Genomic DNA, 25,973 nt, shown 5'->3' on the forward strand with positions numbered 1-25,973 from the left:
CGTTATTTTTAAAACTCTGAAAGTGAATCTTCTATAACCCCATAAACCTTTTTCAACTCATTTTCTGAGATCACATAAGGCGGAACTATATAAATGGTATTGCCCAGCGGCCTAAGAAAAACTCCTCTATCCATAAAGAATTTGAATAACCTGTTCCTGAGACTTCCGTAACGATCGGTTTGAATATCCAGCTCAAAAGCCATGATCACGCCTTTAGACCTGGCATTTTTGACCTTTGGATGTTGCGACAATTTATTGACCAAATCTAGATTCGCCTGGGAGATACGCTGAATGTTCTCCTGCATCTCTTCAGAAACCAGCAATTCTACAGCTGCAAGCGCGGCTGCACAGGCCAGCGGATTTGCGGTATATGTATGCCCATGGAATAATCCTTTAGCGATTTCGTCTGAATAAAAAGCGTTGTATATCTTCATGGAACAGGAAGTAAGCCCCATTGGCAGCAATCCGGCAGTAAGCGCCTTCGACATACAAACCACATCTGGCTTTTCATCCATATAATCTGAAGCGAAGTATCTACCAGTTTTCCCGAATCCGGTCATTACCTCATCGGCAACAAGAACCACATCATTTTCCCGACAAACTTTCAGTACTTCATTCAGACCTTCGGCATCATGAAATTTCATCGCTGCTGCTCCCTGAATTAAGGGCTCATAGATAAATCCGGCAATATTATTTTCAGCAAGAATAGATCTCAACTGCTCTATGACTTCCGCATTATTTTTACCCGTTGGCACCGGTATTCTCTCTACCCTGATAAAATGATCTTCGAATGCGCCATTATACACCGAAAGTCCTGAAACCGACATGGCTCCAAAGGTATCCCCGTGAAAACCTTCCTCGAATGCAAGCATCACCTTGCGATCATTACCCAGGTTATGGTGATACTGCAGCGCCATTTTAATCCCGATCTCTGTTGCCGTGGAACCATTATCATTGAAAAATAATTTCTGCTGTCCCTCAGGAAGTATCTTTACCAGGGCTTCAGAAAGTTTTATCGCAGGTTCATGAGTGAATCCGCTAAAAACTACCTGATCCAGATTCTGCATCTGGGCAGCAACCTTATCGGTGATATATTTATTACAATGACCATAAACGGCGGTATACCATGAAGAAATTGCATCTATGTATTCCTTTCCCTGATCATCTGTTAGTATGCAGCCTTTGGCTTTGGTTACCGGCAACATTTCTGGAGAGGTCTTGTGCTGGGTAAGGGGGTGCCAGAGATGTTTCTGGTCCCTTTCAGCTAAACTTTCGGTTTTCACTTCTAGATCTCGCATAATTCCTTTCTGAATTTTTCGGCATATTCTTTTATCACCATATCATCAAAATAAGGCTCCTCATCTATCCTGCCTATTATTTTCACCTTTCCTATTTTCCTAATCGCTGCCTCGGTAGTAGGATGTTCATCACCACTAAAGATCACGCCGATCTTTTCGATACTTCTACTTTTAAGAGCTTCAATACTTAGCAGCGTATGATTAATGCTGCCCAGGTAGTGCCTGGAAACCAGCACGACCATATCTTCCTTGGCAATTAGCTCCATTATGGTCTCCTTATCATTTAACGGGACCAGCAATCCGCCGGCACCTTCAATCACAAGGTCATTCTCGGTCCTGGGCCTTTTCATTTTCTTTACCTCAATCTTAATCCCATCAATTTCTGCTGCCGCATGCGGACTCATTGGAGTTTTAAGAGCATAGGCATTTTTATGGTAATAGGTCTTATCGCTGCTTACCAGTTTCTGGATCTTATGCGTATCTGAGTGGTCAAGATCACCAGCCTGCACAGGTTTCCAGTAATCTGCTTCCATGGCCTGGGTCACAATTGCAGCAACCACTGTCTTCCCAACTTCAGTTCCTATTCCGGTAATGAAAAATGTATTCGGCATTATATATTATTTGCCACAAAATTACCCAAGACTTTTAAGACCTGCGAAATTTCATGTGATGAATTATAAGTATGTATACAAAATCTTAAACGTTCACTTCCTGAAGGCACCGTTGGGGATAGAATCGGCTTTACATTGAACCCGGATTTCTGAATTTCTGCAGCTGCATTCTTAACTTTAGTATTCCCCGAAATAACGCAGGCCTGTATTGCAGAATCGCTTTCTATAAAAATATCCTGAAGTCCATTATTTTGGATCTCAGTTTTAAAAAACTGAATATTCTCTTTCAATTTTTTTAAATGAGCACTATCCTTTTCTAAAAACCTGTAAGCGGAACTTATCGTAGCAACAGAATGTGGTGAAAGCGCCGTAGTATAAATAAAACTACGACTGAAATTGATCAGATAATCTTTCAAATTACGGCTTCCTAATATTGCCGCACCGTGGCAACCCATTGCCTTTCCAAAAGTATGGATTCGCGCAAAAATCTTTGATTCCAGTTGCAATTTCTGAACCATCCCTTTTCCATGATCACCAATTACCCCTGTAGCATGAGCTTCGTCTATTACCGCAAGAGCAGCATATTTTTCAGCGATCTCCAAAAGCTGAATAAGGTCTGGTGAATCGCCATCCATGGAAAAGACAGATTCGGTCACTATATAAATTTCAGAATCTGAAGAATCAGCTTTAAAACGCTTCAATTTCTCCTCAAGATCCTGAAGGTCATTATGCTGAAATTTGTAATTGCGGGCCAGGCTCATTTTGAGACCATCCCTGATGGAGGCATGAGCATATTCATCGTACAGTATGATGTCATTCTTTTGAGGTACTGCTGAAAAAAACCCAATATTGGCATCGTAGCCGGAATTGAAGATCAAGGCAGACTGCGTATTATGAAAACTGGCAAGTTGATTCTCAGCTTCCTTAAAAACAGGATGATTTCCGGAGAGAAGTCTTGAGCCGGTCGAACCATTGGTAATATCATATTGCTTTAAAATTCTAACCGTATTCTCTGCAATCTCTTTAGATCTGGAGTAACCAAGATAATCATTAGAGAAAAGATCCACACCTTCCGGGAATGATAATAAAATCCTAAAAGAATCTTCTTCCTTTCTCCTCTGAAGCCTTTTCTCTAATTTAGAAGGTAATTTTTTCATTTTACAAAAGTAAACATTCACTTATAGAAAATATGGACTGGACATTATTTGCACTAAGAGTAAGCCTAGCTACTATTGCCGGATTGATCATTGGACTTGAAAGAGAGATCCAGGGAAAAGAAGCAGGCTTAAAAACCAATGCCCTGGTATCTCTGGGTGCCTGCATCTTTATTTTAATGTCGGTGGAATTTCAAGGTGAAAAATATGTAGATATCACTCGTGTACTTGGACAGATCGTCGTGGGAATTGGATTCATTGGAGCCGGTACTATTTTAGAAAAAGGCCGAAAGGTCAAAGGTCTTACCACTGCCGCGACCGTATGGTGTAGTGCTGCTACCGGCTGCCTGGCTGGTTTTGGAATGTATACCGAATTAGGTATAGTAAGCGCAATAATTCTAATTATTAATCTCGTCTTTGGCTATATTGAACACAAAATGATCAAACAGAAGAAAAAGGAAGAAAGAAAAAGCGGATTTAAAAATGAGGATTCAGATTAGATCTATTTATCATCCATTTTAGTATGATCTACGTTATCCTCAGGTGTATCGTCTACAATACTTTTTAAGATATGCGTATTCTTTTGATATTTACCGCGTAATTCGTCCATTACAGATTTATCCCAAAGTTTAACCCCAATAAAATAGGAAGCTCTCCCAATAAGATGAGCACTAACTGGTGCAGTTAGGAGTAAGAACAATATGATCACAAATGCCTGTGAAGTGACATCTGCATTGCTAAAATAAACAGTAGTAGACATGAGCACAAGACCTACACCCAGCGTTGCCGCTTTTGTGGTTACAGAAATTCTCAAATATGTATCTGGCATTCTTACGAGCCCAATGGCGGCAAAAAGCACGAAAAGTGCTCCAAATGTCGCTAATGCTCCTATAATTATATCTATCATTTTCTTTTCCTTTTTTCCAGATAATAAGACAAAGCAACAGTACTTAGAAATGCAATAAGCGCCAATATAAGGGCAGTATCCATCAAGGTTGACTGGTTATAAATTACACTATAAACAGCAATCACACCAATCCCGGTTGTAATAAGGAGGTCTAAAGAAACAATCTTATCTGCGATACTTGGTCCTTTAATAAATCTCCAAAGGATAAGTACTGCTGAAACTACCAGCACCGGTAAAATTATATAATGTAAATATTCAAATAACGTCATGACAATACCTCCAAAATTCTGCGTTCAAACCCATCCTTTATGCCTCTTATGAACTTCTCTTTATCCTTAATATACATAGCATGTACGAATAACACCTTTTTATCATTCGACACATCCAGGCTCAATGTTCCAGGTGTAAGTGAGATCATATTCGCCAGCACCGTGATCCCGATATCAGATTTCACATCTAAAGGAACCATGATGATCCCGGGAGTCATATTAAGCTTTGGCGTGATCACCTCATAGGCTACTTCAATATTCGCTTTTATTAGCTCATAAAGAAAGAACACGAGAAGCAAAAGCACTTTGGGAACTATAAGAAAATATTTGCTCCGGTTACGGCCAATAGTGATCAACCATAGTATATGAAAATTCAGGAAGAATCCGAAAAGATAATTTTCAAATGAAAAATCTCCGGTCAGGGCTACCCAGACAAAAGTCAGTAATATGTTCGACAGAAATTTATTCTTCATCTTTCCTTAATTCTTCGATTTTAATACCGCATCTATATATCCCTGACTATTCACCAGTTCATCTGCAATCCTGGCTGAAAGTTCCTGAATATGTTCTGCACCAAATCCAATATACAAAGATACAATACTCAAAAAAGCAACAGGTACAATGAATTGCATCCTTTTAGCATTTGTCATTTTTGAAAAATATCCAAAATTACTTCTCAGCGGTAATTCCTTATCCTCTTTCCAGAAAACTTCGGCCCACATTTTGGCTATAATGACTAGCGTTATAAAGCTGGCAAAAATAATAGCTCCTACAGTAATATAAGATCCGTTAGTGAAACCTGCTTTAATAAGATTTATTTTTGGCCAGAACCCCGATAACGGCGGAATACCCACTAAAGAGAATAAAGGTATAAATAACAACAGGCTTATTTTAGGCCATTTTGCATAGATACCTCCAAGATCACGCATGCTATTAGTTCCCTTAATTCGGTATACCACTCCGCTAAGCATGAAAAGATTTGTCTTTACAATAATGTCATGAATAAGGTAAAATATCGCTCCAGCAATAGCAATTTCTGTGAACATTCCCAAACCGGCGATCATATAACCAATATGACATATGATAAGATAGGAGAAAACCTTTCTCATATTATTTTGTACCAGTGCTCCAATTCCACCACTAACAAGGGTAAGGATGGCTATGATCATGATAATGTTGTTCAGGAAAGGATCGTCTACAAAGATTAGGGTAAAAACGCGTATCAGGGCATATACCCCAACCTTGGTCAATAATCCTCCAAATATAGCTGATACCGCAAACGGGGGCGTATGATAAGATGCCGGTAACCAGAAATAAAGTGGAAACACCCCGGCCTTGATTCCGAAACCAATCAGGAATAATAAGGCTGTTATCTGTACCAGTCCCCTATTCTCTACTTCGGCGATCTGCCCGGCAAGATCTGCCATGTTAAGGCTTCCGGTGATTCCATATAAAACCGCGATGGCCGTAAGAAATATCATCGATGCCAGGATATTCAGCGTAAAGTACTTTACCGCACCTTCAAGCTGAGCCTTTTCACCTCCAATGGTGATCAATACGAACGAACTGATAATAATGATCTCAAACCAGACATATAAGTTGAAAATATCCCCGGTTAAAAATGCCCCATTCAACCCAAGCAATAAAAAGTGAAATATGGGAAAATAACCGAATCTTAATCTATCTCTTAATACGGAAGCACCCGAAAAAATAGAAACGGCGAGGCCTGAAATTGCAGTCAATAAAACTAGTGTTACCGAGAGCATATCGGCTACAAAGGTAATCCCGAAAGGTGCCTCCCAGTTTCCGGCCTGAATGGTTTGAGTTCCATTATTCCAGATGTAGGTGAAAAGCCATATTGCCAGCGCTAAACTAACAACGCTACCAAATACACTAAATACCTTCTGAAATCGAATTCGTGCCCAGCCAAACATCAGAATGATACTGATGGCCATCTGAAGAAATAAAGGATATAAAATTAATTGTTCATTCATGAATCTTCGTCGGTTGCGTTCATTTCGTCAAGATCATCTGTCCTCACCACCGTATGCGCTCTTTTTACAAGCACAATGGCGAAAGACTGAAGTCCAAAACTAATAACGATTGCTGTAAGTATCAGGGCCTGCGGAACCGGGTCTGCAAAAGCTTCTACAAAAACCTTTGCATCACCCTGAATAATTGGGGGCGCACCTTTAGTAATTCTTCCCAGAAGGAAGATAAGAAGGTTGGCACCATTCCCAAGCAAAATAATTCCAATGATGAGTTTTACCATACTTCGGCGAAGCATCATGTAGATGCCCGTTCCATATAAAATTCCCACCATTAATGCTAAAAGGATCTCCATATTAGGCCGATTCTGAAATTGTAAATATTATGGTTAGAGTTACACCGTTCACCACGAGATAAACCCCTATATCAAAAAATAATGCTGATCCCACACTCCCCAAAATAGCAATTTCATCATGTGACCATAAACCGGTCATGAATGGCAGGTCATAAAATATAACCGGTGCCAATCCACTCAAAAATGATATCGCTAATCCTATTGGGAGTAAAAATCCCGGATGCATGATCAACAGCTCTTTAGTTTTATTTAATCCGTTGGCGAAGGAATGCAAAATGAATGCGATCGAAGCAATCAAACCTCCAACGAAACCTCCTCCAGGCAGATAATGCCCGCGAAGCAAAATAAAAATAGAAAACACCAACAATACCGGTAAAAGGTAGTTAGAAGCTGTTTTTAAAATTATAGTAGTTCGCATGATCTATTTTTTCTTATTCTCATTTTCGGCATTCAGGCTTGTATCTGCATAGCGCCTTCTATCCTTCATTTTAAGCCTCAGTTTCATTAAGCCGAAAACTCCGACTGCCGCTATAGACAGCACAGATATCTCTATCATGGTATCAGCTCCCCTGAAGTCGACCAGTATCACATTAACCACGTTCTTACCGTGAGCTTCCAGATAGGAATTAGCTGCATAATAGTTCCCAACCTCTTTACTTACCGGTTCTGCCAAAACCTGCAAAGCCAAAGTAGTAATAATCAAACCAAAGATCGAAGAAAGAATCCCATCTCTTACCCTGGTCTTATAATCTGAAAGTTTTAAATACTTCGGTAATTTATATAATACCAGTACAAAAAGTATCACCGTAAGGGTATCTATAGAGAATTGGGTCATGGCCAAATCTGGCGCGCTATAGAAAACGAATATCAAACAAATAGAAAGACCTACAACGCCCATGGCTGCAACTGCCGCAAGTCTGGAATCTGTGAAAACCGTATAAAATATTCCGGCAATTAAAATGAGCGTAGTGGTGATCTCATAAACCGTAATTTTTGACAATGAGTTATAATCTATTGCAAAACTGGTATTTCCAATCATTATATATCCAACTAAAACAACAAGAAATAGAATAATGATAGATATATAATTCCTTAAATAACCATTCTGAAAGAAATTGGTCCAGAAATTAGAAAAGCCAACGAACAGAGCATTGAATTTTTCTAAAATATTTTCGGGAGCAATAAAGTCCAGTCTCGCTATTCCCTGTTCAAGTTTTGCGGAAGGTTTAATAATAAAATAGAGCGCAGTTCCCACACCAATAGTAATTAAACTTAAGATGAAGACCATATTAAATCCATGCCACAGGGCAAGGTGGATTTCCGAAGCATCTGCTCCCATAGCTTCCACGACAGGTTTCACTAAAGATGACTCAATAATAAATGGTGCTACTCCAAAAACAATTCCCAATATTGCCAGCAATAATGGAGGAATCCAAAGGATAGGTCCCGGTTTTTTCGTTTTTTCAAGGGCTTCCGGCAATTTTCCGGTAAAAGGCTTTATTCCCGCTACAAATCCTGCATACAGCAGCAAAATCTTAGTGATCACAATCCCTATAATTAGGAATACCATCAGTGTTTCGGAATGAAATGTAGCCTCATATGTAAGTTCCTTTCCAACAAACCCAATAGTTGGTGGAATACCCGCACTGGAAATTGCAGCTAAGATACCAGCAATCCCTACCGGTAACATAATTTTGTTCAACCCTGATAATCGGGTTACATCTCTTGTATGAGTTTGATGATCTATAATTCCTGTAACCAGGAACAGAGTTGCTTTATATAAGGCATGGACAATAATAAATACTGCCGCTGCAAGAAAGGCCTCCTGGGTTCCCAGACCAATTAAAAATACCAGTATCCCTAAAGCCGAGATCGTGGAATAGGCTAGAATCCCTTTAAGATCTGTCCTGAATATTGTATGTACAGCAGAATATAGCATAGTAATACCTCCAACGATTACTAAGGTGGTATTCCAGATATTTTCCCCTCCTAATACCGGAGTAAATCGCATTAACAAATAAACTCCTGCCTTTACCATAGTTGCAGAATGCAGGTAAGTAGACACTGGTGTTGGAGCTTTCATTGCTCCTGGCAACCAGAAATGGAATGGAAACTGAGCCGATTTGGTAAATGCTGCGCCAAAAAGGAAAAGTACGGCAACGAAATAAAATTCGTTTGACCTTATCGCTTCACTCATTGTCAGCATTTCAGAAATGCTATAAGTACCGGTCATATTATTCAAAAGCAGTGCCCCGGCCAGCAAAAACAAACCACCTATCCCGGTGATTCCTAAAGCAGTCATTGCTGATTTCCTTGATGCAGGATTCGTATTATTAAATCCAATAAGGAAGAAAGAACTTATACTGGTAAGTTCCCAGAATACGAATAAGGTGATCATATTATCTGAAAGCACCAGACCAAGCATTGCACCCATGAAAGATGCCAAATAACCATAGAACCTATCCAGATACTCGTGGCCCTTAAGGTATGATGACGTATATGCAAAAACAAGGAAACCAATCCCCGTGATCATTAAGGAAAATAGCAGGGAAAGCCCATCGAGTTTAAAACCAAGATTTACATTAAAAGAAGGAATCCACTCATAAGACCTCATGATCACTTCCCCATTAGTAATCGCAGGGATATACTTGAAAAAGTAAACAAATAACCCCAGTGGTATTAAAGACGCTAGAATTGAAAGCTTACCTTTAAAAAATCTCCCCGTAAAAACGAGGAAAATGGAGAATAGAAAACCTGTAAGAATTGCGGTAAGCATACTTATTAAAATCTGTTTCCCGCAAATATAATAGTTATTATTGAAGAAATAGTTTCTAGTAAACAGTTAATCCCTCAAACCTTTAGCTATTAAATGTTCTATAAACATTTAGTAATCTCACATTCAATCCATCTTCTAAAATCTTAATTCAGTAGAGATATTATAAAACTTGTAAAAATTAAATTATCGTTATTCAATAATTAATTATATGTTTGTTATTGTTAAACGATAATTTATTAACAATGAATAAGAATTTACTTCTCAATATTGCCAACTCGATATGCTATTTTTTAAAAGCTTTAATTGCCCTAGGTTTGATATTGATAACGTTATTTTTAATTCATATCCAGTTTAACCGAAGTGCATATGAAAACTGGGATTTCGAATTTAAGCAAGACCGACTAGCAATAAGTTCAAATTCAGATAAAAACCTGGAATATAGCCTAGGGCGAAATTCATCCTTTATCACCTATCATTTGGACTCCAATATTAAAATGAAAGATTTTAAACCAGTAGGAAAGAGTCTTTCTAACTGGAAAAACGGGTCGCTATATTTTAGTTATCTTAAATATATGCTAGTATTTTTATTATTTTATTTAATAATCCATCAATTTGGTGAAATCATTAGGTCGGTAAAAAAATTAAGTACATTTCATCAAACGAATGTAATTGCCTTTAAAAAAATCGGAAAATACTGTTTACTTATTTTCCTCTTATCAATTTTTAACTACTGGAAAATTGGAGACTTTTCCAGAGCCTCCATTTCGATATACCTAACCCCATTATTATTTGCTCTATTTGCTTTTATTCTTTCAGAAATTTTTAAGGAAGGTAATAACCTGAAGAATGAAAACGAACTAACAGTTTAACAATGCCGATAATAATCAATCTCGACAGGATTCTAGAAGAAAAAGGCATGAAAAGCAATGAGCTTGCAGATATTATAGGCATCACTACGGCTAATCTCTCTATTTTAAAAACCGGAAAAGCAAAGGCTGTGCGTTTTTCTACCCTTGACGCTATTTGCAACGCGCTGAATTGTCAACCGGGAGATATCCTGGAATATCAACCTTAATAAAATCTTATAAGTTTCAGTCCTATAAAATTTTTACTTTAGAGCAATCTCAAATTTTGACCATGAATAAAATCTTTTTAGCCCTACTCTTTTTATGTTTCCTGGGAAATGCCCAAACAAACACCTATAATATTTCTTTCGAAAATGCTGAGCATCACGAAGCAAAGATTAATATCAGTTTTCCAGAAGTAAAAACTAACAAAATCACTATTAGAATGAGCAGGACATCTCCAGGCAGATATGCCCTGCACGAGTTCATAAAAAATGTCTACGGATTCAAAGCCACGAACAGTCAGGGTGAGATGATAGATGTTAAACGAGCAGACCCATATTCCTGGGAAGTCAGCAATCATGACGGGACGGTGAATATCGAATATATTCTTTTTGCCGATCGCGGAGACGGCACCTATTCACAGATCGATGAAACACACGCGCATTTAAATATCCCGGCAACTTTTATGTATGCCAAAGAATTTGAACATAGGCCCATAACGGTAAATTTTGATGTTCGCGAAGACCTTAACTGGAAAGTTGCCACTCAATTAAAAGAGGAATCTGGAACCACCTATTCTGCTCCAGATCTTTATTATTTTATGGATAGTCCAACAGAGATCAGTGATTTCGATATGAAGTCATTCGATCTAGATGGAGAAGAAATTCGTTTTGCTTTACACCATAATGGCACCGAGGATGAATTTGCAGAATATTTTGACCAGGTAAAAAGAATTGTAAAACAGGAAAAAGCTGTTTACAACGAATTGCCTGAATTCGATTATGGAAAATATACATTTTTAGCCTGTTATATGCCGAACGTTTCCGGCGACGGGATGGAACACAGGAACAGCACAGTCCTTACAGACACCGAAAGTCTATCTGATGGTGGAATGAAGGGAAATATTGGAACGGTAGCACATGAATTTTTTCATGCATGGAATGTTGAAAGATTAAGACCTGACGAACTGGTGCCTTTCGATTTCACCGAAGCGAATATGACGGGATCTTTATGGTTTGCAGAAGGTTTTACAAGTTATTATACAGGTTTAATGCTTTGCAGAGCTGAAGTAAATACACCACAGGAATATATAGAAGGCATTTCAGGCACTTTTAACTACGTTTGGAACTCTCCAGCGCTTGAATATTTTAACCCGGTTGAAATGAGCTATCAGGCACCTTTTGTAGACGCCGCGACTTCAGTTGACCCAACTAACCGGGAAAACACCTTTGTTTCTTATTACAGCTACGGAAGTACTTTAGGCCTGGCATTAGATCTATCACTAAGACAGGAAGAACTGAACTTGGATGATTTCATGAAGTTAATGTGGGAGAAATATGGAAAAACAGAAGTAGCCTATAAGATTGAAGATATTGAGAAGACTTTAAAGGAATATGCCGGAGAGAAATTCGCCTCAGAATTTTTCAACAAGCATATTTACAATAGTCAAATGCCAGATTACACAGAGTTATTTAAAACAGTTGGCATCACACTAACCAGAGATTCTGATAAATTACATTTTGGTGCAGATCTAACAAAAACCGATGACGGACTAAAGATCTACCGGAATACTTTCAAAGGAAGTCCTGCTTATGCTGCTGGCCTGGATTCCGGAGATGTGATAATTTCATTGAATGGAACACCTGTTACATCTTCTGAAGAGTTTAATAAACAGATCCAAAACTCAAAGTCTGATTCTGTCAAAGTCAGCTTTAAAAGATTCGGAGAAGAAAAAACGGTTGATGTTAAGTTAAAATCTGATCCTACTTATACGATCAAAATTGACCCAAATGCTTCGAAAGAAGCAATGAAGAAAAGGGAGAAATGGTTGGCTCCAAAATAAGAGTAATAAAAAAGGCCTTTCGATTGAAAGGCCTTTTTTTATATGATATGTTCTGAAAGTTAATCAGCTAAAACGATCGCTTTATTATCTTTCATTTCAAGAACTCCTCCTTTAATTGTGTAGTATACAATATTAGGTTCTGAACCTTCAGTTCTAAATCCTGATTGATCCTTTCTTTTCACTTCATTCTGACTTCCCGAAGTAAGATTGATCTTAACCTCACCTTCAGTAAGAGTAGAAACAATAGGAGCGTGATTATTCAACATTTGAAATTCACCATCGTGTCCCGGTACTTTTACCGCATCAACCTGCGCTCTAAATACTACAGCTTCTGGAGTTACTATCTCTAAATACATTCTATTTTATTTAGTATTGAGTATTGAATATTGAGCAATTAAATCTCTCGATCGAACTACTCAATACTCTGTACTAATTTTATGATTCAGCAAGCATTTTCTCTCCGGCTTCGATAGCTTCTTCAATTGTCCCCTTAAGGTTGAAGGCAGCTTCCGGTAGGTGATCTAACTCACCATCCATGATCATGTTGAAACCTTTGATAGTATCTTTAATATCTACAAGCACTCCTTTTAGACCAGTAAACTGCTCTGCTACGTGGAATGGCTGAGAAAGGAAACGCTGAACACGTCTTGCACGTGATACGGCAAGTTTATCTTCTTCAGAAAGTTCTTCCATACCAAGAATGGCAATAATATCCTGAAGTTCCTTATATCTCTGTAATAACTCTTTTACTCTTTGTGCACAATCATAATGCTCATTTCCTAAGATGTCTGGAGTAAGGATCCTTGAAGTAGAATCCAATGGATCCACCGCAGGATAAATACCTAACTCAGCAATCTTACGGGAAAGTACTGTTGTTGCATCAAGGTGAGCGAAAGTTGTCGCTGGCGCCGGGTCAGTAAGGTCATCCGCAGGTACATAAACCGCCTGTACAGATGTAATAGACCCATTTTTAGTAGAAGTAATACGTTCCTGCATCGCACCCATTTCGGTTGCAAGTGTAGGCTGGTAACCTACCGCAGAAGGCATACGTCCTAGAAGTGCAGACACCTCTGAACCTGCCTGAGTAAAACGGAAAATGTTATCTACGAAGAAAAGAACGTCTTTCCCTTGACCTTCTCCAGCTCCATCACGGAAGAATTCTGCAATTGTAAGACCAGAAAGAGCCACACGAGCACGAGCTCCAGGAGGTTCGTTCATCTGTCCGAATACGAAGGTAGCTTTAGACTCCTTCATAACTTCTTTATCCACTTTCTTAAGATCCCATCCTCCATTTTCCATAGAGTGCATGAAATCGTCACCATATTTTATAATTCCAGATTCCAACATTTCTCTAAGAAGGTCATTTCCTTCACGAGTACGTTCACCAACTCCTGCAAATACAGAAAGTCCACCGTGACCTTTGGCGATGTTGTTAATCAATTCCTGGATAAGTACCGTCTTACCAACTCCTGCACCTCCAAAAAGACCAATCTTACCACCTTTTGAATAAGGTTCTACAAGATCGATTACTTTAATTCCTGTGAACAGAACTTCAGTAGACACAGATAAGTCTTCAAATTTAGGAGCTTCACGGTGAATTGGAAGTCCATCTTTACCAGCTTTTGGCAAGTTCCCTAGACCATCAATCGCATCTCCAATTACGTTGAAAAGACGTCCGTAAACATCTTTACCAACTGGCATTTGAATAGGATTTCCGGTATTTACAACTTCAACCCCACGGCTTAAACCATCAGTTGAATCCATGGATACAGTTCTTACGGTTTGTTCACCAATGTGAGACTGCACCTCAAGAACTAAAATAGAACCATCCTTTCTGGTAATTTCCAAAGAATCGTAGATCTTTGGCAGTTCAGCATTTTCTGAGTCGAACACAACGTCAACTACAGGGCCAATAATCTGGGCAACTTTACCTGTGACTTTAGACATTTATCTAATTCTTTAATTTTTAATAGTAAAATTCTAAACCTATTTCCCTGATTTAAAAAACCATAATAAAGAAACGGGTCATTTTCAGGCTGCAAAGATAAATTTTTCTGGCAAAAATCATATTGAAATTTTGAGAAGTTTTCAATACTTGGCAAAACAGCTAAAAACCTGATTTAAAAGCATCAATTCCTCCAAAATAAAAAACCCTCCTGATAATTTTCAGGAGGGTTTTTATAATTATTTAGCTAAATTTTATTCTACGGTAACAGATTTCGCCAGGTTTCGTGGCTGATCTACGTTCTTACCTAACATTACTGCAATATGATATGAAAGCAACTGTAACGGTATTGTTGTTAACAATGGAGTTAAAGACTCGATTGTTTCCGGAACTTCGATCACGTGATCTGCAAGTTCTCTAACTTCTTCATCACCTTCAGTTACTATTGCTATGATCTTTCCTTTTCTGGATTTAATCTCCTGGATATTACTTACTACCTTTTCATAATGACCCTTTTTAGTGGCAATTACTACCACCGGCATAAGCTCATCGATCAAAGCGATAGGTCCATGCTTCATTTCTGCTGCAGGATATCCTTCAGCATGGATATAAGAAATTTCCTTAAGTTTTAAAGCACCTTCCAGCGCTACCGGGAAATTATAACCACGACCAAGATATAAACAGTTAGGAGCATCTTTATATTTAAAAGCTACTTCCTGTATCAATTTATCAGACTCAAGCGCTATTTTAATCTTTTCCGGAATTCTTTCCAGCTCCTGTAAATGGAATTGGAAATCTGTATGAGAAATACTCCCTTTGAACTTTCCTAGCTTAAGCGCCATTAAAGTAAGAACTGTAATCTGTGTAGTAAAAGCTTTTGTAGAAGCAACTCCAATTTCAGGTCCAGCATGTGTGTAAGCACCTGCATGAGTTTCTCTTGAAATCGAAGAACCAACCACGTTACATACTCCAAAGGCGAAAGCACCTTTTTCCTTTGCAAGTTTAATGGCGGCCATGGTATCTGCCGTTTCTCCACTTTGAGAGATCGCAATAACCACATCATTCTCTGTGATCACCGGATTTCTATACCTGAATTCTGAAGCGTACTCAACCTCTACAGGTATTCTCGCTATATCTTCAAAAATATATTCCGCAACAAGTCCGGCATGCCATGAAGTTCCACAGGCTACGATAATGATACGTTTTGCATTGGCAATACGCTCCATATTATCATCTACCCCAGCCATTCTAATCAAGCCCTGGTCTACCAGCATTCTACCTCTATAGGTATCACTTATAGCGCTTGGCTGTTCATGTATTTCTTTAAGCATGAAATGCTCATAACCCCCTTTTTCGATCTGCTCAAGATTCAACTGTAGCTCCTGAATATATGGATCGACTAAGGAGTCGTCTTTGATCTTTCTTATCTTAACATCTTTATGCCTTCTGATAACAGCCATCTCACCATCTTCAAGATAGATCGCGTTATTTGTGAATTCAATAAAAGGAGATGCATCTGAAGCCACAAAGAATTCATCATCACCCACTCCAATAGCTAAAGGGGAACCAAGTCTCGCCACTACTATCTCATCTGGTTTTGTTTTATTAAATACAGCAATAGCATATGCTCCAACCGTCTGGTTTAAGGCAATTTGCACTGCTTTCCCAAGCTTGACATCTTCCTTTAGAATGACATCTTCAATAAGGTTTACCAAAACCTCGGTATCTGTATCACTTTTAAAGGTGTAACCCCTCTTTTTCAACTCTTTCTTAAGAGCATCGTAATTCTCAATAATCCCATTATGGATAATTACAAGGTCTCCAGAATTAGAATAATGAGGATGTGAATTCACGTCATTTGGCTCCCCGTGGGTAGCCCATCTTGTATGACCAATTCCAACGGTCCCACTGGTAGAGATCTCACTTTCCAGACGAGCTTTCAGGTCGGCGACCTTCCCCTTCGTCTTACTCATTTTCAATTCATTCCCGTCATAAAGCGCAATTCCTGCACTATCATAACCTCGGTACTCTAATCTTTGTAGTCCTTTAAGAACAATAGGATATGCCTCCCTGTGTCCTATATACCCAACAATTCCACACATATATTCTAATTATTATAGTTGGTGTAGTAAATTTTCAATTTCAATCTTTTATCCTCGTCATTAGATAGGTTGCCATGCAAAATGGTTCCTGTAGGCGTCAGGGAATTAACAGTTGGAATCTGATCGATCGGATCTGGCAAACCTCTGGTAGCAGACATAATCGGGCCAAGAATACTTCCTTGAGAATCCCTCGCAACAACGGAGTTGATATTTGGTACAATCACTAAACCTAATTTTACATTATCCCTTTCATCATTAATAATGCCACTCAAATGATTGGTTACCCTGATATTGTAGTATTTTCCGTTTTCATCCTCTGCAACCACTTCAGAAAAATTAGTTAAAGAAGCGTCGGGATTAGCTGGATTAAAACTAAGATCAATAGCATAATCACCTAATATGGTATTATTATCCAGGTCATATAAATAAAGACGTCTCGGCTCTCCCCCTTCACTCATCAGGTCATTATTCACATAGAACGTTAGATCTGCCTCATTCACGAGCAATTCTTCATTTCTGATATCATCTAGAACCGCCTCATCAGGAAAAAGCTCGATTACCGCCATACTTCCCTCCTGGGCATTTACATATAGATTTTCAGCTCCTGTTTCCTGAGATTGAGAACTAATAGCCTGTGTGATATTTTCTGGAAATTCACCTTCAAAAGTATTGAATCGATTTCCGCTTAAGTAAAGAACATAACTATCTCTTACCTTTTCCGGTTCTTGACCATCTTCAACCTCTTCTTCAGAATCTCTTTTATAGTAAATACTAATCCTTGGCGGGGTACTTTGAGTTGAAAAATCCAGCATTATCTGGCTACCACCAGAACCATTAGGTTCTGCCTTGATCAAAAAGTTTCTAAGGTAATTCCTGAAATTGCCGTTATTCAACAAATCTGTAGATCCTTCCTTATCAATGATTTTATCCTTAAAATAATTATTAGGAAGCTTCAGTCTTAAAGCCGGGGTATTAACAACTGTATCATTTTCTCCTACCGCATCAACCTCGTAGGTAGTGAAAGAAACCTTAGAGGGCTTGAAATTCTCCTCTACCAGTAGCGGTTCTCCCACTATATTCTGCTCTAAAAGATCCTGCTGATCTGAATAATACGCCTGGCGTTGTTCAAAATCAACATCTGGATCCAGATCATTTAGGAAGTAAGAAGTTTCATAGATAGAAAGTTTAAAAGATTCATCACCATAGAGTGAATCCAACTCATAAAGAATCTCATCCTCTTCAGTTCCGTCGATTTCAGTAGAAAAATATGGAATAGTCATGACTACACTATCTAGTTCTACATTATCGCCAAAATCTGGATTTTCTAAAGAAAGGGATAATTGAGAAACCAGACTGGCTGTTTTCTCACCGTATGAAGGATGATTATAAACTCCTAAAATATGGTTTGATAAATTATTGGTTTGTATAGAATTGACCTTTTGAGAATAGGCATTCACTTCAACCTCTCTTATCTCTACATTAGATGGATTTGTAATAATCTCTCCTCCAATGGTAGAAAACTCATCATCGCATCCTACAAAAGCGAAAACAACAGCCAGGATGGCCGTCGTTTGGAACAATTTGTTTAATTTCATTTAATACTTTTACTTACTATTCAGACAATACTTTAGTGTCATAAAACTCCTGATAGGCGTGTGAGAAGTTTTCCTTTTCAGTATATGGAAGAACTGGTTTATTAAGTTTATCAACGTAAGTCTTCAATTCTTCAGGAACATTATCACCTCCCATAACCACGGCATCAGAATTGTCTACGGCTGTCTTTAAAAGATTGACAAAATTTGGAGTTTTTAGATGCTTTACATTCGCATTCTCCAGACCGTCGAACAATATCTTATCACGTAACTCCTCATCTAACGTTCCATCAAAACTTTGATTGTAAACCGAGGTAACAATTTTTGAATCTCTGAACAATGGCTCATTCCCATAATAATTCCTCAAATAAAGAGGCAACAAGGAAGACAACCATCCATGAACATGAATAATATCTGGAGACCAGTTAAGTTTTTTCACTGTTTCTATAACTCCTTTGGCAAAGAAAATTGCTCTTTCATCATTATCTGAAAAGAGATTACCATCTTCATCTGTTAAAGTTGCCTTTCTTTTAAAATAATCCTCATTATCAATAAAATAGACCTGCATTCTTTCCTTAGGAATAGAAGCCACTTTTATGATCAAAGGCATATCCAGATCATTGATGACTAAATTCATCCCGGAAAGCCTGATTACCTCATGTAATTGATGCCTTCTTTCATTGATATTACCGAATCTTGGCATAAAAATCCTAATCTGCCCACCAAGGTTGTTCACCATTTTAGCGGCTTCAAAAGAGGTTGATGAGATGTCGGTTTCAGGTAAGTAGGGTATAACTTCAGACGAGACGTATAACACTCTCTTATCTTTCATAAATTCTTTGCTTTAGTTACGTTTCCGAATAAAAAACACGCAAAATTACAAAAATTTATGCAGATTGCCAGAGAAATATTAAGTTTGCACGCTGTTAATTTTATAACAAAATGCAGATTTTTAGGGAGAAAGAACCACTTATACAGGCCATTCAGAAGATAAAATCTGAAGGAAAAAGCGTTGGACTCGTTCCAACCATGGGCGCACTTCATGAGGGTCACCTTTCTCTTGTAAGTAATGCCCTTAAAGATTCAGACCAGGTAGTGGTTAGCATATTTGTGAATCCTACCCAATTCAATAATCCTGAAGATCTGGAGAAATACCCACGTAACCTTGAAAAAGATCTTGATCTTTTAAAAACCGAACCAGGTGATATCTGGGTTTTTACGCCCACTGCAAACGAGCTTTATGGAGAGCAGGTACTTTCAGAAAGTTTTGATTTTGAAGGACTGGAATCTGTAATGGAAGGAAAGTTCAGAAACGGCCATTTTGACGGAGTAGGAACCGTTGTAAAACGACTATTCGAAATAATAACTCCAGACAAGGCGTTCTTTGGCGAAAAAGATTTTCAGCAGTTACAAATAGTGCGAAAACTTACAGAGAAGACCGGATTACCGGTGGAGATCGTCGGTTGCCCTATTCTTAGAGAAGATTCCGGACTTGCAAGGTCTTCAAGAAATGAACGTCTAAGTAGCCAAAATCGAAAAGAAGCGGCATTTATTTATGAAACCCTCAAAGAAGTTGAAAAGCTATTTGGCACAGAAAGTGCAGATTACATTTCAAAATGGGTAGAAAATAGATTTAAGGATCACCCATACCTGGAATTGGAATATTTCGAGATCGCCGATTCCAAAACATTGAAAAAAATTACTGAAAAAGAAAAAGGAAATAATTACAGGGCTTTTATTGCAGTTTATGCAGATGAGATTAGGCTAATCGATAATATCGCTCTGAACAATTAAATTAAAAATGCAGATTCACGTAGTAAAATCTAAGATCCACCGAGTAAAAGTAACCGGTGCCGATTTAAACTATATTGGAAGTATTACAATTGACGAAGACCTGATGGAGGCGGCCAATATTATTGAAGGAGAAAAGGTACAGATCGTAAACAATAATAACGGTGAACGTCTGGAAACCTATGTTATTCCGGGTCCTCGTAATACCGGAGAGATCACTTTGAACGGTGCTGCAGCTAGAAAAGTAGCTAAAGGTGATATCCTAATAATTATTTCTTACGGAATCATGGATATGGAAGAAGCCAGAAACTTCAAGCCATCCCTCGTATTTCCAGACGAAGAAACCAATCTTTTGAAGTAGATCCCTTTTGAACAAAAAGCTCATTAGAATACTAAAGATCAGTATCCCCTTATTTTTGGGGATTTTTTTGATCTGGTATTCTCTGAATAGTTCTACTGCGCAGGAGCGTCAACAATTATGGCAGAGCATTTTAGATGCGAATAAGTTCTGGATTATAGTCTCCTTTCTTTTAGGTACTATTTCCCATTTTTCCCGGGCTTATAGGTGGAAATACATGCTGGAACCAATGGGATATAAGTCCTCCCAATCTAATAGGTTTATGGCTGTAATGGCTGCATATCTGGCTAATTTCGGGATTCCGAGATCTGGAGAAGTGCTTAGAGCAGTTACCCTTACCACCTATGAAGATGTTCCTTTCGAGAAAGGATTTGGGACTATAATTTCTGAAAGAGTGGCAGATCTACTTATCCTCATGTTGATAGTGGGAGTCGCTTTAATTTTCCAGACCGATGACCTGCTGGCATATTTACAGGATCAAAACATAGATCCTTTTAATACCTTCTTGATTTTCCTGGGACTGGTTGGGATCATTATCTTGGGCCTTAATATTGTACGCCGGTCTAAATGGCTGCCATTTCAAAAAATAAGAACCTTGGCTAAAGGCCTTTTGGAAGGCATGAAAAGCATCCTGAAAATGAAACAGAAATGGGCCTTCATCTTTCATACAGCCTTCATCTGGACTCTATACTTGCTAATGTTCTTTGTGATCCAGCTTAGTATTCCTGAAACATCGAATACTCCAGTTGGTATTATTATGGCTGCATTTGTGGTTGGCTCTTTCGCTGTCTCTGCAACTAATGGAGGAATAGGCGTTTATCCGCTGGCAGTGGGTGGTGTTTTGATGTTTTTTGGCGTTCAGGAGCATGCCGCCGAAGCCTTTGGATGGATCTCTTGGGCCACGCAAACCGCTGTAGTCCTTATATTTGGAGGATTATCCTTTATTTTACTACCACTTTTAAACAATAGGAAATAATAATTATATTGTAGGTCCGAAATCAATACGACACCTATGAAACGATTATTACTTTTGCTAATGGCAATCCTATTGCCGTTGGCCAACTTTGCGCAGATAAAATACGAAAGTTTATCTTCCGAAAAGCTTGGCGAAACCAGGCAGATCAAGATCCAGTTACCTAGAAATTACGAGGAAAATATAGAAAAACGCTATCCGGTAGTAGTGGTACTTGACGGCGATTATTTATTCGAGCCCGTAGCAGGTATGGTAGACTATTATTCTTACTGGGAAGATGCCCCGGAAATGATAGTGGTGGGAATCAACCAGGATGGGATCAGAACTAAAGACACTTATTATTCTGAACAAAACTTTCTTCCTGAAGGAAAAGGAGCAAAATTCTTTGAATTTATCGGAATGGAATTACTAGCCCAATTAGATCAAAAGTATCGCACGGCAAACTTCAGAATTATTGTAGGTCATGACTTTACTTCAAATTTCATCAATTACTATTTACTAAAACAGGATCCTATTTTCCAGGGATATATTAACCTAAGTCCAGATCTTGCTCCACAAATGGCAGACAGGATCACCAATGCCTTGAATACAGCAGAATCCAGAAAATGGTACTATATGGCCACAGCCAGTTCAGACATCCCTAATTTAAAAGAAGACATTTTAAGTTTTGATAACCAATTGAAAGGCCTGGAAAATGAAAGAGTAGCTTATACCTTTGATAATTTCGAAGATGCCACGCACTACTCTTTGGTTGGAAAAGCCATTCCGGCTGCTTTACAGAGTATGTTTGAAATATACAGACCTATTTCTACTAAGGATTACAACGAGAAATTACTTCAAACCTCGGTATCTCCTACCGAATTTCTTGCAAACAAGTATACCTCTATTGAAGAATTGTACGGAATCAAAAGAAAGATAAGCCTGAACGATTTTATGGCTGTTTACAGGGCTATAGAAAAGACCAGAAACTGGGAAGAATACAAGGACCTTTATAAAATGGCCCACGACCATTATCCCGGGACCATGTTAGGAACCTTCTTCGAGGCTCGATATGAAGAAGAAACCGGTAATCCTAAAAGAGCTATGAGAATCTATCAGAATGCTTACGGGCAGGAAAAGATAGCATTCCTGGATTCAGATTTTATGCTTGAAAAAGCCGACGCGATTAAAAAAGATTTCGGTTATTAGCATAAAATTGATCAGTTAAATGGCCAAGGTTAAGACCACTTATTTTTGTCAGAAATGCGGAGCTCAATATTCTAAATGGCAGGGGAAATGTAACTCCTGTGGCGATTGGAACACTATAGTTGAAGAATTAGTTCAAAAACCAGATCCCAAGGACTGGAAAACTTCTGCAAAAAAAGAAGCTAAAAAAGCAGCCAGACCATTACTGATTGCGGATATAGAAAACACTCCACAAAACCGGCTTAATACCGGTAATAATGAACTGGACCGGGTTCTTGGCGGTGGCCTCGTACCCGGTTCTTTAACTTTACTAGGTGGTGAACCCGGAATTGGAAAAAGTACATTGTTATTACAGATCTCCCTCGGGCTGAAATTCCGTGTACTTTACGTTTCAGGAGAAGAAAGTCAGCAACAAATAAAAATGCGGGCAGAACGTATCAATCCGAATCCTGCGAATTGTTTTATACTCACCGAGACCAAGACCCAGAATATTTTCCGTCAGGTAGAAGAAGTAGAACCAGAGGTGGTTATTATTGATTCTATCCAGACACTACATAGCGATTATATTGAAAGTTCTCCTGGAAGTATTTCCCAGATAAGAGAATGTACCGCAGAGCTAATAAAATTTGCCAAGGAAAGCAATACTCCGGTCATTTTGATTGGCCATATTACTAAAGAGGGTAGTATTGCCGGACCAAAAGTACTGGAACATATGGTAGACACCGTACTTCAATTTGAGGGCGACCGCAATCATGTTTATAGAATTCTTAGAGCTCATAAGAACAGATTTGGCTCTACCCATGAATTAGGCATTTATGAAATGCAAGGCAGTGGATTAAGAGAAGTTACCAATCCTTCAGAAATCCTGATCTCAAAGAATGATGAGGACTTAAGTGGTACAGCAATCGCTTCTACCCTTGAAGGAATGCGTCCTTTGATGATCGAGATTCAGGCTTTAGTAAGCACAGCCGTTTACGGTACCCCGCAACGTTCAACTACAGGATACAATGCCAAAAGGCTTAATATGTTATTGGCGGTACTGGAAAAAAGAGCTGGCTTCAGGCTTGGCGCAAAAGATGTTTTCCTGAATGTGACCGGTGGAATTAGCGTTGATGATCCCGCGATAGACCTTGCAGTCATTGCCGCGATATTATCTTCCAACGAAGATATCGCCTTATTAAAAGACATTTGTTTCGCAGCGGAAGTTGGTCTGGCGGGCGAGATTAGACCCGTAACCAGAATTGAACAGCGCATCCTGGAGGCTGAAAAACTTGGTTTTGCCTCCTTTATGGTTTCTAAACAAAGTAAGATCCCAAAGTCCAATTTTCATATCAGAATTATCAAGGTGGCCAAAATTGAAGATGTTGTGGCTCATTTATTTGAATAGGATTGGCACAATTACTGCTGATATTTGAATCAATATCAGCTAAATGCAATTAAAACAACTAAGCTTATTATTTATAGTTTTCATCCTGGTATCCTGTTCGCAACTCGAAAAGGCTGAAAAGCTCATAGCAGGACTTTCTGAAAGGGAGCAATACAAAAGAAACAACAATCTCACTGATGAGCTTTTTGATATCTGGAAACAACGTCATGAAAAAGCACTAACAGATAGTCTCCAGATAGAGCTTCCTTACTCAGAATCTGGCGTATTAAAACCCAGGAATTTCGCGATCTACTCATACGAAACCTATCTAATTCCTGGTGAAGTGCTTACCGCAGAAATTATTACCGACAGCTCCTCTACACTAGTATTTAAAGATATTTATAAAAAGAATGAAAGTGAAACTAACAAATTTGAAAAGATCACTTCCGGAAATACCGAATCCAGATCGTTAACTTTTGAGGTTGATCAGAAAGGCCTTTACAAACTAATATTTCAGCCAGAGATCGAGGCCAATACTCCATTTCAGATAAATATCAGTAAAAATCCTGCTTATCTATTTCCTGTAGAGAATGGTCAAAATTCTGATATAGGAAGCTACTGGGGAGATATGCGTGATGGCGGAAAAAGAAATCATGAGGGCATCGATATTTTTGCAAATAGAGGAACTCCGGTTGTCGCTGCAACTGGCGGCAGAGTTCGATTTACCGGAGAAAAAGGTCTTGGTGGCAAACAGGTGTGGCTAAGAGATACCCATCGCAATCAATCCCTTTATTATGCTCATCTTGATAGCATCAAACCCGGAATTAGAAAAGTTAAAGCCGGTGACACCCTGGGATTTGTAGGTAATACAGGAAATGCAAGAACCACTCCTCCACATCTGCATTTTGGAATTTACAAGAGAGGTTCCGGAGCGATAGACCCTATTGGCTTTGTATATTCAACAATTAGCCAGAATCAACAAACCGAAATTGAAAATGATATCGCTTCAAGAATAAAAGTGAAATCTAGTTCAGCGAATTTCAGAAATAAACCAGCCACTAACAATTCCAAGGTTTTAAAGAAAGGCGAGTTAGGGGAGATATTATATGTTCAGGGAAAAACGACGAACTGGTACCACGTGAGGGACAGCCTGGACCGTCCCCTATTTATCCATGAAAGCGTGGTGACTCCTGCTAATTAAGGTGCAGGATTCGGAATAGCGTGATGGATCTCATCAATTTCTTTTAAGATCTCTTCAGAAAGCACCACATCTATACTTTTAATATTTTCATCCAATTGTTCTAAACTGGTAGCTCCAATAATGTTGCTGGTCACAAATGGCTGCTGATTTACGAATGCCAAAGCCATATGAGTAAGACTCAAATTATGCTTATCTGCAAGCTCTTTGTACGTCCTGGTCGCCTTCACAGATTCTTCATTGGAATATCTTTTATACTGCGGAAACAAGCTCAATCTTGTATTTTCTTTAATCCCATCAAGGTGCTTTCCACTTAAAGTTCCCATCCCTAAAGGTGAATATGGAAAAAGACCTACATTTTCGCGATGATAAATCTCTGTAAGCCCAATTTCATCCTTTCTATTTAACAGGCTGTATGGGTTCTGAACTGTCACCGGTCTGGGCAATCCATTATTCCGGCTTTCTTCCAGGAAACGCATAAGGCCAAAAGGAGTTTCATTAGAAAGACCTATCTGTCTTATCTTCCCCTGTTTTACAAAGTCATTCAGGTTTTCCAGGACCTGCTTAAAATTGTCCTCCCATTCTTCCTCATCAGAATGTTTATATCCCAACTGACCAAAGAAATTAGTATTTCTTTCTGGCCAATGTAATTGATAAAGGTCAATATAATCTGTCTGAAGTCTTTTTAAACTCTTATGGATCGCGTCTTCCATAGCTTCTTTATGAAACCCTAGATCTGGTCTAACATGCGAAACCATATCTGAAGGTCCTGCTATTTTGGAGGCAATAACCACGTCGTCTCTTCTACCCGATTTTTTAAGCCAGGTTCCTATGATGCTTTCAGTGCTACCTTGTGTTTCAGGATCTGCCGGGACCGAATACATTTCTGCCGTATCGATAAAGTTGACGCCTTTATCCAAAGCAAAATCTATTTGCTCATGACCTTCAGCCTCGGTATTCTGTTGACCCCAGGTCATAGAACCTAGGCATATCTTACTAACTTTTATATCTGTATTGGGAAGAGTGGTAAATTTCATCTTAAAAATTAAATTAAGGCCGCAATTTAGGATAAATAGATTGGCTCCAAAACCTATAATTCATCGATAAAACTTATAAGAACGATCATTTTTAAATATGATAAAATCATTTTTTGATATCTTAGATAAAACCTACCTTTAGGTAAATCAGGAAATT

At 38.6% G+C, this 25,973-nt stretch carries 25 protein-coding genes; 9 read left to right on the top strand and 16 right to left on the bottom strand.

Annotated features, from left to right (window positions below; genetic code table 11):
- Positions 1-8 precede the first annotated feature (8 nt).
- From bioA to G3I01_RS03470, 3 genes are read right to left on the bottom strand one after another with little or no spacing between them, the layout of a single operon-like run.
- Positions 9-1,298: an adenosylmethionine--8-amino-7-oxononanoate transaminase gene (gene bioA, locus G3I01_RS03460; protein ID WP_219551087.1), complete on the bottom strand. Its 1,290-nt coding sequence runs from the start codon at positions 1,296-1,298 to the stop codon at positions 9-11.
- Positions 1,286-1,909, bottom strand: coding sequence for a dethiobiotin synthase (gene bioD, locus G3I01_RS03465; protein ID WP_219551089.1), 624 nt, complete (start codon positions 1,907-1,909; stop codon positions 1,286-1,288). The genes bioA and bioD overlap by 13 nt, the downstream gene beginning before the upstream one ends.
- A complete protein-coding gene (locus G3I01_RS03470) occupies positions 1,909-3,066 on the bottom strand; it encodes a pyridoxal phosphate-dependent aminotransferase family protein (protein ID WP_219551091.1) in 1,158 nt (385 codons plus the stop codon). Before G3I01_RS03470 ends, bioD begins: the two co-directional genes overlap by 1 nt.
- A 32-nt stretch (positions 3,067-3,098) precedes the next feature.
- Here G3I01_RS03470 and G3I01_RS03475 point away from each other — a divergent pair, with 32 nt between their 5' ends.
- Positions 3,099-3,563 (top strand): MgtC/SapB family protein, encoded by a 465-nt coding sequence (locus G3I01_RS03475; RefSeq protein ID WP_219551093.1) that lies wholly within the window; start codon positions 3,099-3,101, stop codon positions 3,561-3,563.
- Positions 3,564-3,565: 2 nt separating this feature from the next.
- Here G3I01_RS03475 and mnhG read toward each other — a convergent pair whose 3' ends face one another.
- The 7 genes from mnhG to G3I01_RS03510 are packed head-to-tail and all read right to left on the bottom strand — an operon-like array spanning position 3,566 to position 9,359.
- Positions 3,566-3,970, bottom strand: a complete 405-nt coding sequence (mnhG, locus tag G3I01_RS03480; protein WP_219551095.1) for a monovalent cation/H(+) antiporter subunit G — start codon at positions 3,968-3,970, stop codon at positions 3,566-3,568.
- The gene (locus tag G3I01_RS03485) at positions 3,967-4,239 is read right to left on the bottom strand and encodes a cation:proton antiporter (RefSeq protein ID WP_219551097.1); all 273 of its coding nucleotides are present in this window, start codon (positions 4,237-4,239) and stop codon (positions 3,967-3,969) included. The genes mnhG and G3I01_RS03485 overlap by 4 nt, the downstream gene beginning before the upstream one ends.
- Positions 4,236-4,712, bottom strand: a complete 477-nt coding sequence (locus G3I01_RS03490; RefSeq protein WP_219551099.1) for a Na+/H+ antiporter subunit E — start codon at positions 4,710-4,712, stop codon at positions 4,236-4,238. The genes G3I01_RS03485 and G3I01_RS03490 overlap by 4 nt, the downstream gene beginning before the upstream one ends.
- 6 nt (positions 4,713-4,718) lie before the next feature.
- Positions 4,719-6,233: a proton-conducting transporter membrane subunit gene (locus tag G3I01_RS03495; protein ID WP_219551101.1), complete on the bottom strand. Its 1,515-nt coding sequence runs from the start codon at positions 6,231-6,233 to the stop codon at positions 4,719-4,721.
- On the bottom strand, positions 6,230-6,583 hold the full coding sequence (locus G3I01_RS03500) for a Na+/H+ antiporter subunit C (RefSeq protein ID WP_219551103.1): 354 nt from the start codon (positions 6,581-6,583) through the stop codon (positions 6,230-6,232). Before G3I01_RS03500 ends, G3I01_RS03495 begins: the two co-directional genes overlap by 4 nt.
- Before the next feature lies 1 nt (position 6,584).
- On the bottom strand, positions 6,585-7,001 hold the full coding sequence (locus tag G3I01_RS03505; RefSeq protein ID WP_219551105.1) for a Na+/H+ antiporter subunit B: 417 nt from the start codon (positions 6,999-7,001) through the stop codon (positions 6,585-6,587).
- A gap of 3 nt (positions 7,002-7,004) precedes the next feature.
- Positions 7,005-9,359, bottom strand: coding sequence for a putative monovalent cation/H+ antiporter subunit A (locus tag G3I01_RS03510; protein ID WP_219551107.1), 2,355 nt, complete (start codon positions 9,357-9,359; stop codon positions 7,005-7,007).
- 871 nt (positions 9,360-10,230) lie between these two features.
- Here G3I01_RS03510 and G3I01_RS03520 point away from each other — a divergent pair.
- Together G3I01_RS03520 and G3I01_RS03525 are read left to right on the top strand one after the other, a co-directional pair.
- Positions 10,231-10,434 carry a helix-turn-helix transcriptional regulator gene (locus G3I01_RS03520; protein ID WP_219551111.1) on the top strand — a complete coding sequence of 68 codons (204 nt, stop codon included), beginning with the start codon at positions 10,231-10,233 and terminating at the stop codon, positions 10,432-10,434.
- A gap of 62 nt (positions 10,435-10,496) precedes the next feature.
- A complete protein-coding gene (locus G3I01_RS03525; protein ID WP_219551113.1) occupies positions 10,497-12,269 on the top strand; it encodes a PDZ domain-containing protein in 1,773 nt (590 codons plus the stop codon).
- A 59-nt stretch (positions 12,270-12,328) separates the two neighbouring features.
- Here the strand turns inward: G3I01_RS03525 and G3I01_RS03530 are convergent, their stop codons facing one another.
- The 5 genes from G3I01_RS03530 to G3I01_RS03550 form a co-directional block, all read right to left on the bottom strand.
- Positions 12,329-12,625 carry a F0F1 ATP synthase subunit epsilon gene (locus G3I01_RS03530; protein ID WP_219551115.1) on the bottom strand — a complete coding sequence of 99 codons (297 nt, stop codon included), beginning with the start codon at positions 12,623-12,625 and terminating at the stop codon, positions 12,329-12,331.
- Between the two features lie 79 nt (positions 12,626-12,704).
- Complete coding sequence (gene atpD / locus G3I01_RS03535; protein ID WP_219551117.1) at positions 12,705-14,216, bottom strand: F0F1 ATP synthase subunit beta; 1,512 nt, start codon at positions 14,214-14,216, stop codon at positions 12,705-12,707.
- A gap of 252 nt (positions 14,217-14,468) precedes the next feature.
- A complete protein-coding gene (glmS, locus tag G3I01_RS03540) occupies positions 14,469-16,316 on the bottom strand; it encodes a glutamine--fructose-6-phosphate transaminase (isomerizing) (RefSeq protein WP_219551119.1) in 1,848 nt (615 codons plus the stop codon).
- A gap of 5 nt (positions 16,317-16,321) precedes the next feature.
- Positions 16,322-17,911 (bottom strand): DUF4270 domain-containing protein, encoded by a 1,590-nt coding sequence (locus G3I01_RS03545; protein ID WP_219551121.1) that lies wholly within the window; start codon positions 17,909-17,911, stop codon positions 16,322-16,324.
- 16 nt (positions 17,912-17,927) lie between these two features.
- The gene (locus G3I01_RS03550) at positions 17,928-18,740 is read right to left on the bottom strand and encodes a glycogen/starch synthase (protein ID WP_219551123.1); all 813 of its coding nucleotides are present in this window, start codon (positions 18,738-18,740) and stop codon (positions 17,928-17,930) included.
- Between the two features lie 110 nt (positions 18,741-18,850).
- Here G3I01_RS03550 and panC point away from each other — a divergent pair, with 110 nt between their 5' ends.
- The 6 genes from panC to G3I01_RS03580 are packed head-to-tail and all read left to right on the top strand — an operon-like array spanning position 18,851 to position 24,782.
- On the top strand, positions 18,851-19,702 hold the full coding sequence (gene panC / locus G3I01_RS03555; protein ID WP_219551125.1) for a pantoate--beta-alanine ligase: 852 nt from the start codon (positions 18,851-18,853) through the stop codon (positions 19,700-19,702).
- 7 nt (positions 19,703-19,709) lie between these two features.
- Positions 19,710-20,060, top strand: a complete 351-nt coding sequence (gene panD / locus G3I01_RS03560; protein WP_108170678.1) for an aspartate 1-decarboxylase — start codon at positions 19,710-19,712, stop codon at positions 20,058-20,060.
- A gap of 7 nt (positions 20,061-20,067) precedes the next feature.
- Entirely contained in the window at positions 20,068-21,033 is a 966-nt protein-coding gene (locus tag G3I01_RS03565) for a lysylphosphatidylglycerol synthase transmembrane domain-containing protein (RefSeq protein ID WP_219551127.1), read from the top strand.
- A gap of 36 nt (positions 21,034-21,069) precedes the next feature.
- Positions 21,070-22,218: an alpha/beta hydrolase-fold protein gene (locus G3I01_RS03570; RefSeq protein WP_219551129.1), complete on the top strand. Its 1,149-nt coding sequence runs from the start codon at positions 21,070-21,072 to the stop codon at positions 22,216-22,218.
- Positions 22,219-22,237: 19 nt separating this feature from the next.
- Complete coding sequence (radA, locus tag G3I01_RS03575) at positions 22,238-23,602, top strand: DNA repair protein RadA (RefSeq protein ID WP_219551131.1); 1,365 nt, start codon at positions 22,238-22,240, stop codon at positions 23,600-23,602.
- 43 nt (positions 23,603-23,645) lie between these two features.
- A complete protein-coding gene (locus tag G3I01_RS03580) occupies positions 23,646-24,782 on the top strand; it encodes a M23 family metallopeptidase (protein ID WP_219551133.1) in 1,137 nt (378 codons plus the stop codon).
- On the opposite strand, the gene G3I01_RS03585 is transcribed toward G3I01_RS03580, so the two are convergent.
- Positions 24,779-25,816, bottom strand: coding sequence for an NADP(H)-dependent aldo-keto reductase (locus tag G3I01_RS03585; RefSeq protein ID WP_219551135.1), 1,038 nt, complete (start codon positions 25,814-25,816; stop codon positions 24,779-24,781). The two genes, G3I01_RS03580 and G3I01_RS03585, sit on opposite strands and share 4 nt — an antisense overlap.
- Positions 25,817-25,973 lie beyond the last annotated feature (157 nt).

Source organism: Gramella sp. MT6 (assembly GCF_019357415.1).
Classification (GTDB): domain Bacteria; phylum Bacteroidota; class Bacteroidia; order Flavobacteriales; family Flavobacteriaceae; genus Christiangramia.